The sequence below is a fragment of the Novosphingobium sp. 17-62-19 genome (assembly GCF_002256775.1).
In the GTDB taxonomy this organism is placed as follows: Bacteria; Pseudomonadota; Alphaproteobacteria; order Sphingomonadales; family Sphingomonadaceae; genus Novosphingobium.
Genome location: NZ_NCII01000137.1, coordinates 1 through 7,181, shown reverse-complemented (window position 1 = coordinate 7,181; position 7,181 = coordinate 1). Strand labels below are relative to the sequence as shown.

Annotated in this window: 11 protein-coding genes and 1 pseudogene; 5 read left to right on the top strand and 7 right to left on the bottom strand. The window is 60.8% G+C overall.

Translation table 11 applies throughout. From position 1 onward, the window contains the following. Nucleotides 1–87: 87 nt before the first annotated feature. The 4 genes and pseudogenes from B7X90_RS17880 to B7X90_RS17865 all read right to left on the bottom strand — a co-directional run bounded on the left by B7X90_RS17880 (nt 88) and on the right by B7X90_RS17865 (nt 2,279). Nucleotides 88–327, bottom strand: a complete 240-nt coding sequence (locus B7X90_RS17880; protein ID WP_292626850.1) for a hypothetical protein — start codon at nt 325–327, stop codon at nt 88–90. A gap of 166 nt (nt 328–493) precedes the next feature. Beyond that, a complete protein-coding gene (locus B7X90_RS17875) occupies nt 494–814 on the bottom strand; it encodes a DNA-binding transcriptional regulator (RefSeq protein WP_366409886.1) in 321 nt (106 codons plus the stop codon). Next, complete coding sequence (locus B7X90_RS17870; RefSeq protein ID WP_292626846.1) at nt 814–1,227, bottom strand: type II toxin-antitoxin system RelE/ParE family toxin; 414 nt, start codon at nt 1,225–1,227, stop codon at nt 814–816. Before B7X90_RS17870 ends, B7X90_RS17875 begins: the two co-directional genes overlap by 1 nt. A 67-nt stretch (nt 1,228–1,294) precedes the next feature. Next, nucleotides 1,295–2,279: pseudogene (locus tag B7X90_RS17865) on the bottom strand (chorismate synthase). Between the two features lie 151 nt (nt 2,280–2,430). On the opposite strand from B7X90_RS17865, the gene B7X90_RS17860 reads away from it, so the two are divergent. The 5 genes from B7X90_RS17860 to B7X90_RS17840 are packed head-to-tail and all read left to right on the top strand — an operon-like array spanning nt 2,431 to nt 5,210. Next, nucleotides 2,431–2,742: an antibiotic biosynthesis monooxygenase gene (locus B7X90_RS17860; protein WP_292626842.1), complete on the top strand. Its 312-nt coding sequence runs from the start codon at nt 2,431–2,433 to the stop codon at nt 2,740–2,742. Then, nucleotides 2,739–3,086: an arsenate reductase gene (locus B7X90_RS17855; protein ID WP_292626840.1), complete on the top strand. Its 348-nt coding sequence runs from the start codon at nt 2,739–2,741 to the stop codon at nt 3,084–3,086. Before B7X90_RS17860 ends, B7X90_RS17855 begins: the two co-directional genes overlap by 4 nt. After that, the gene (locus tag B7X90_RS17850) at nt 3,083–4,123 is read left to right on the top strand and encodes a glycerophosphodiester phosphodiesterase family protein (RefSeq protein WP_292626838.1); all 1,041 of its coding nucleotides are present in this window, start codon (nt 3,083–3,085) and stop codon (nt 4,121–4,123) included. The genes B7X90_RS17855 and B7X90_RS17850 overlap by 4 nt, the downstream gene beginning before the upstream one ends. Then, complete coding sequence (pnuC, locus tag B7X90_RS17845; RefSeq protein ID WP_292626835.1) at nt 4,120–4,698, top strand: nicotinamide riboside transporter PnuC; 579 nt, start codon at nt 4,120–4,122, stop codon at nt 4,696–4,698. The genes B7X90_RS17850 and pnuC overlap by 4 nt, the downstream gene beginning before the upstream one ends. Further along, complete coding sequence (locus tag B7X90_RS17840; RefSeq protein WP_292626833.1) at nt 4,692–5,210, top strand: ATP-binding protein; 519 nt, start codon at nt 4,692–4,694, stop codon at nt 5,208–5,210. The genes pnuC and B7X90_RS17840 overlap by 7 nt, the downstream gene beginning before the upstream one ends. Nucleotides 5,211–5,294: 84 nt before the next feature. Here the strand turns inward: B7X90_RS17840 and B7X90_RS17835 are convergent, their stop codons facing one another. From B7X90_RS17835 to B7X90_RS17825, 3 genes are all read right to left on the bottom strand, one after another. Beyond that, nucleotides 5,295–5,735, bottom strand: coding sequence for a biopolymer transporter ExbD (locus B7X90_RS17835; RefSeq protein ID WP_292626831.1), 441 nt, complete (start codon nt 5,733–5,735; stop codon nt 5,295–5,297). Nucleotides 5,736–5,777: 42 nt separating this feature from the next. After that, on the bottom strand, nt 5,778–6,308 hold the full coding sequence (locus B7X90_RS17830; protein ID WP_292626828.1) for a biopolymer transporter ExbD: 531 nt from the start codon (nt 6,306–6,308) through the stop codon (nt 5,778–5,780). 125 nt (nt 6,309–6,433) lie between these two features. Continuing rightward, nucleotides 6,434–7,177: a MotA/TolQ/ExbB proton channel family protein gene (locus B7X90_RS17825; RefSeq protein ID WP_292626851.1), complete on the bottom strand. Its 744-nt coding sequence runs from the start codon at nt 7,175–7,177 to the stop codon at nt 6,434–6,436. Between the last annotated feature and the right edge of the window lie 4 nt (nt 7,178–7,181).

Here is a 7,181-nt window from a genome sequence, read left to right as displayed (position 1 = left end):
TTCAAAACACCCTACCAAGCAATCGACCAACTCTGGCAATCAAAGCCCGAAATCTTTAACGTCAAGCCTGACCATCACAATCCGGGACTAAACACCTAGCGCGGATCGCATATTGCCAATGGAATCGGCAACAAGAGTGCTGATTGCTATCGCCGGCTTGTGTTTATATTCAGCAAAAAGAATATGATCGCCGTTAGCCAGTACGTGGACTACGAGGCGGGCGGGATTGGCGCGATTGAATATTGCCTCTTCATCACCTAATTCGCTTATGAGCCGCTGCGCCCGTTCTAATTTGGCTCGCGCACCGTCAAACGGATTGAGATACATGAACAACCCCGATCAGAACAAAGAGATTACGGTGGAGTTACGGTAACAGATGCATCAATTCTCAAATTATTCAGTGCGATAATTGAGCTACCTTGCACCTGTTACGATTGTTACGATAGCGCTCCATCACCGTTGCCACCCCCAGCGGTCCTAAAATGACCCCGATTCAGGCCAGCACTTGCAGGCCATGCTTCTCGACGATGGCGAGTAGCTTCAGGGCCATCCCACTGGGTCGCTTGGCTCCCGTCTCCCACTTCTCCACCGTGGATTCACTGGTATTTAGGTAGCGCGCAAACACAGGCTGGCTGACCTTGTTGGCCTCACGCAGGCGCTGGATATCCTTGGGCGCATAGGCTGTCGGTGCAGTGAGGCACGCAGAATCGAAATCCCGCATGGTTGCCTTGGGGATTGCGCCCACGCGGTGCAGCGCGCTTGCCGATCCGTGAATCGCCTCGAAGGCGTCACTTTTGTAGGTCCGCTTGCTCATCATTGTCTCTCCGGCTTGCCGAAATCCCCGTCCCCGTGAAAAACGTTGTCCGCACAAATCTCGATCCAGTCCTTGCCCGCAATCAGTGCAGTAACCTGCTCTGCTGTCAGCGCCGCATAGCCCTTGGCCAGTTCGCGGAACGCCTTCAACTCGTCGTCCTCGATGTTGGCGCGGTCCTGCTTGGCGAAAAGATACTGGTAGACCCAGAAGCTCCGTCCCCGTGCGAGGATGATCGAGCGATACTGGTTGTCCGAGAGCCGCTTCTTGAACACGCCGCCGCCCAGATCATCGGCTTGCCCCGCCACCACCTGTGCGATGGCCTTGCACAACATGGCGTCTGAAATCCGCCCCTTCTTCGCTGCCTTCGCGAACCAAGCGGATTTGAAAGCGCGAGGATGAACCGGATCAGACACAGCGCTATGTAGCACTAAGTGCTACAAATTGCAAGGCTGTCTCACTGGTCGCCTAGGGGCAGACCCATCACCCACACTGCCCGCGATGCAGCAACTTCTGGTCGGCCAGCACCAGCGCCATCATCGCTTCCACCACCGGCACGCCGCGAATGCCAACGCAGGGGTCGTGGCGGCCCTTGGTGAACAGTTCGGTGGCCTCGCCCTCGCGCGTGATCGTGGGCATGGGGGTGAGGATCGAGGACGTGGGTTTGAAGGCCACGCGCACGCTCACCGGCTGGCCGGTGGAAATGCCGCCTGCGATGCCGCCTGCGTGGTTGGCAAGGAATTCCGGGCCTTCCGAACCGGGCCGCATCGGATCGGCATTGCCTTCGCCGGTGTTGCGCGCGGCGGCAAAGCCATCGCCGATTTCCACGCCCTTCACCGCGTTGATGCCCATCATCGCATGGGCCAGTTCCGCATCCAGCTTGGCATAGAGCGGCGCGCCCCAGCCTGCCGGAACCCCCGTGGCCACGCATTCCACCACCGCGCCCAGCGAGGAGCCGGATTTGCGGGCGTCATCCACCAGCGCTTCCCATCGCGCCGCCGCCGTCGCATCGGGGCAGAAGAGCGAATTGCGGCCGATTTCCTGCGCGTCGAAGTTGGCAAGATCGATGGCGTCCCCACCAATCTCGCTCACCCCGCCCGCCGCCGCGATAATCGCGGAAACCGTACTTGGCGTCATAGGCATAGTCGGCATGGCCGGGGCGATAGGCCTTGGCGACATCGCCATAGTCCTTTGACCGCTGGTCCACGTTCTCGATCATCAGGCTGATCGGCGTGCCGGTCGTCTTGCCTTCAAACACGCCCGAAAGGATGCGGACCTGATCCGGCTCCTGCCGCTGCGTGGTAAAGCGCGATTGGCCGGGGCGGCGCGCATCGAGGAAAGGCTGGATATCCGCCTCGCTCAACGCCAGCCCCGGAGGGCAACCATCCACCACCGCGCCCAGCGCCGGCCCATGGCTTTCACCCCAGGTGGTGAAACGGAAAAGATGACCGAAACTGTTCAGGCTCATGGCCCAGCGCTTTGTAGGAATGTCGCGGAAAAGTCCACCACCCCCAACCCCTCCTCTGAAGAGGAGGGGAGAAAGTTGGCGCTATTAAAAAGCCCCCTCTTCTTCAGAGGAGGGGGTTGGGGGTGGTGAGATCCCGCGCTAAAGACACCCCATGTTCCTCGTCGTCTTCCGCAATCGCAAACGCGCCGATATCGATGCCGCCGCCTATTCGCGCGACGCCGATGCGATGGAGCGGCTTGCTGCGGAGCAACCGGGCTACCTCAGCTTCAAATCCTACACGGCAGAGGATGGCGAAGTGATCGCCCTGTCCGAATGGGCGGACGAGGATGCGGCGCTGGCGTGGCGGCGGGTGGCGCATCATGCTGAAATACAAGGCAAAGGCCGCGCGGAGTATTACGAGAGCTACACCCTGTTCGCAGGCACGCCCACACGCATTCACCACTTCCAGCGGGACGAGACATGAGCATCACGGTTTACGGCATCCCCAATTGCGACACGGTGAAGAAGGCCCGCAACTGGCTGGAGTCAAAGGGAATTGCCTACACCTTCCACGATTACAAGAAGCTGGGCGCAGACCCGGCACGCATCGCGCAGTGGACCGGCGCTGCCGGGTTGGACAAAGTGGTGAACAAGGCGGGCACGACCTATCGCAAACTGGACGAGGCGCAGAAGGAAGCGTTGGGGGGTGAGGGTGCTCCGGCGGTGTTGGCTGAACATACCTCTGTCATCAAGCGGCCAATTTTGGAGCATAGCGGCGGTGTGCTGGTAGGCTTCAAGGAAGTGGATTGGGAATGCGCTTTGGCATGATCTTGCGGTCGTTTGGTGTCGTCTTGGTGCTTTTTGGTGCAGTTCAGGCGCAGGCCCAAAATCTGCCCGATCCGATCCTGATCGCCCATCGCGGGGCCAGCGGTGAGCGGCCCGAACACACCCTTGCCGCCTATGAACGCGCCATTGATGCCGGGGCTGATTTCATCGAACCGGACCTCGTCCCTACCAAGGACGGCGTGCTGGTGGCGCGGCACGAGAACGAGATCTCGGGCACGACCGATGTGGCCGACCATCCCGAATTCGCCGCGCGCCGCAAGTCGGTGACGATTGACGGTGAAGCTCTAACCGGTTGGTTCACCGAGGATTTCACGCTGGCAGAACTGCGCACCTTGCGCGCCCGCGAACGCCTTCCCGCAATCCGCCCGGCCAACACCCGGTTCGACGGGCTGTGGCAAGTGCCGACTTTTGCCGAAGTGCTGGCGCTGGTCCGTGCGAAAGAGGCAGAGACCGGACGGCGCATCGGGCTTTACCCCGAGTTGAAGCATCCATCGTGGTTTGCCGCACAGGGCATCGATACGGCGGCACTGCTGCTGCCGATGCTGGACAAGGCTGGTTACCGCACGGCCGATGATCCCGTGTTCATCCAGAGCTTTGAGGCCGGACCACTGGAACGGCTGCGCCCGATGACCAAGTTGCGACTGGTGCAGCTGATGGCCAGCGAACGCGGGCCGCCAGACCGGACCGGCACGAGCTTTGCCGCGATGGCGAGGCCCGATGGTCTGTCCGCTCTGGCGCGGAGTGTCGATGCGGTCGGCGTCGAGGCGTCGATGGTGTTGAGCGCCGATGGCAAAGCCACGCCACTGGTTGCTGCGGCCCATGCCGCTGGGCTCAAGGTCCACGTCTGGACGCTGCGCTGCGAGAATGCCTTCCTGCCGCCCGCCTTGCGCCGGGGCAACGATCCCACGGCCAAGGGCGATTGCGCGACGGCGTGGCAGATGCTCGCGCAGGTCGGCGTTGACGGCGTGTTCTCCGACAACCCGCGCGAGGTTCAGGCCGCGCGCACGGCGCGGCCTTGAACTTGATCGGCCTGAATCCCGTAGAACTTGCTGCAAGCCTGCTGGGGCTGGCCAATATTGCCCTCCTGGTGCGGCGCTCGGTGTGGAACTTCCCCTTTGCGCTGGCGTCCGTCACCTGCACGGGCATCGTGCTCTATGGCGCTCGCCTCTATGCCGAGACGGGGCTGCAGGCGTTCTTCTTTGCGGCGAACCTGTGGGGTTGGTGGCTGTGGCTGCGCTCAAAAGGCGCGGGTGACAGGACTGTAACGGTGGGCTGGATGGACGCACGCGCCCGGCTTGGCTGGACGTTCGCGACGATGACCTTGAGCCTCTCACTCGGCTGGGTGCTCCACCGCTTTACCGATGCGGCGCTGCCGTTTGCGGATTCGGCTGTTGCCGGGGCCAGCATTGCTGCGCAGATCCTGTTGTCGCTGCGCCGGGTGGAGAACTGGGTGCTGTGGGTGCTGATCGACGTGACGGCGGTATGGCTCTACCTTTCGAGGGGACTGCCATTGTTGGCTGGGCTTTATGCCGCGTTCCTGATCATGTCGGTGTTGGGCCTGCGGCAGTGGTCAAAGGCGGCTTGCGGATGCTGACTGTCTGCTTTCACGGTGCCGAAAGCACTGGCAAGTCTGTGATGGCCGCACGCCTCAATCAACGCTTCGGCTGGCCGGTCGTGGCGGAATTCGGCAGGGAATACTGTGAGACGCATGGCACTGATCTTGTCATGGCCGACCTGCTGGCCATAGCAGAGGGGCACATGGCCGCGACGCAAGCGGCGGCGAGGGCTAGGCCCGAAGTGCTGATTCTCGATACAGATCAGCTGATGACCGCAGCCTGGGCGCAAATGCTGTTCGAAGAGGTACCCGGCGCACTTCTGGGCTATGCCAAGGCTGATCTCTATTTGCTGTTTGAACCGGATGTACCCTGGGTAGCAGATGGCACGCGCTTCTTTGGTGAAAGCGACGAACGCGGACAGTTTGCCGCACTGGCTCAATCGATGCTTGTGCTTGCTGGGGTGCGCTGGGAACGAATTTTCGGTTCTTGGGCAGATCGCGAGACACAGATCCTTGCCGCCATCGCGGCGGCCGCATCACCTAACCCATAGTACTCACGCAAAAAGGGAGCGGATTGCTCCGCCCCCTCTTTGATTTTCAAGCCCTGTGGCAAGAACCATTGGCTCTCTGAAAACTTATTGGCCAGCCTTCTGGAAGGTGGCGAAGTTTTCATTGCCGACGAAGCCGAACTTGGTGACCTTTGAATCCGTGATGATCTTCATCATCTGGTTCGCGATCTCGTAGCTGGCGTATTCCTCGGGCTGGAATTGCAGTTCCGGCTCGGGGCTCATACCCTTGGTTGCCCGCAGCAGCGAAACCAGTTCACCCGTGGTGGTCGGCACGCCGTTCCAAAGGATCTGGCCGGCGTTGTTCAGAACCAGCTTGTTCTTGATCGGGTCAACCGTCTGGTCGTTCTTCGGCGGCGATGGCTGCGGAAGATCGATGTTCACCGCGTGGGTGGCCACGGGGATAGTGATGATGAACATGATGAGGAGAACGAGCATGACGTCGATCAACGGCGTCGTGTTCATTTCCATCATCGGTTCGTCATCGCCTTTTCCGGCGCTCATTCCCATGATTGATGCTCCTGTTCGCTCTCTGGTCCGGTCGGAAGCGGCTTAGCCGTTCGGATCGACCGGGGTCGAGATGAAGCCGACCTTTGGATAACCGGCCGACTGGACGTTATAGATGGCACCCGCGATGCACTTCCATGGCACGTTGACGTCGCCACGGATATGCACTTCGGGGATCTTTTCCGGGTCGATGTTCTCGGCGCCGCCTTCACGCTTCACGATCGCATCGAGACGATCAAAAGCCTTCTGGTACAGTTCCTGGTTATCAACCGGGGTCGTATTGTTGAAGAATACGCGGCACTGGCCGTTGCGCGTGGAGCCTTCATAACCAGGCTCCTTCGGGCTGCGGCCTGCCGCATCGGTAGCAACCACCGAAAGCATCAGATTCTCGACCTTGTCGGCCGATTCTTCGCTGGGAAGAACCGGAACCTTAAGCTTTTCGACAGTCTGGATCGCGACCGGCACTGCGATGAGGAAGATGATCAGCAGCACCAGCATCACGTCCACGAGCGGCGTGGTGTTGATGTCGGACATCGGGCGTTCTTCTCCGCCCCCGCCGCCTACAGACATTGCCATGAGTTACATCCTGTCCGTTCTGAGCCGCGGGAGGAACCGGAGCCGCCCTGAAAGGGCAAAGCTCCGGCAGAAGTCCCGCGTATCCGGAAAGGGGCCGTCGGCGAACCGGCGGCCCGGTTTCAAGCTTACTTCTTTACCGGTGCGGCCGGGGTTGCCGGAGCAGCCGTGACAGCAGGCTTCACAGCGCCCTTCGACGTGATGTTCGCAAGAACGTCGGTCGAGAAGCCCGAAAGCAGTTCAGCGATCTTCTTGTTGCGAGCCTGCAGCCAGTTGTAGGCAAGCACGGCAGGAACGGCGACGAGCAGACCAAGCGCGGTCATGATCAGAGCTTCACCGACCGGGCCAGCGACCTTGTCGATCGAAGCCGAACCGGCGAGGCCGATGTTGATCAGAGCGCGGTAGATGCCGACCACGGTACCGAACAGACCGATGAACGGCGAAGTTGCGCCCACGGTTGCGAGGAAGGGCAGACCGCCAGCAAGCTTCGAGTTGATCGCAGCTTCCGAACGAGCGAGCGAGCCGTGCAGCCAATCATGGGCTTCGAGCGAGTCGGTCATCTTGGCGTGCTGGTCTTCAGCGGCGATGCCGTCATCGACGAGCTGGCGCCATGCCGAGTTCTTGTCGAGCTTTGCAGCGCCTTCCTTGAGCGAGCCGGCCTTCCAGAAGGAAGTGCGGATCGCCTTGTACTGGCCGAGGATCTTGTTCTGTTCGAAAAACTTGGTGAACAGGATGAAGAACGAGCCGAACGACATGATGCCGAGGATCACGACGGTAGCGTAGGCGATGAAACCGCCCTGTTCGAGCGCTTCGGCGAAACCGAACTTGTTCTGCGGCGCAGCGCCAGCGGCAGCAGCGGCCAGAGTGTAGATGGAC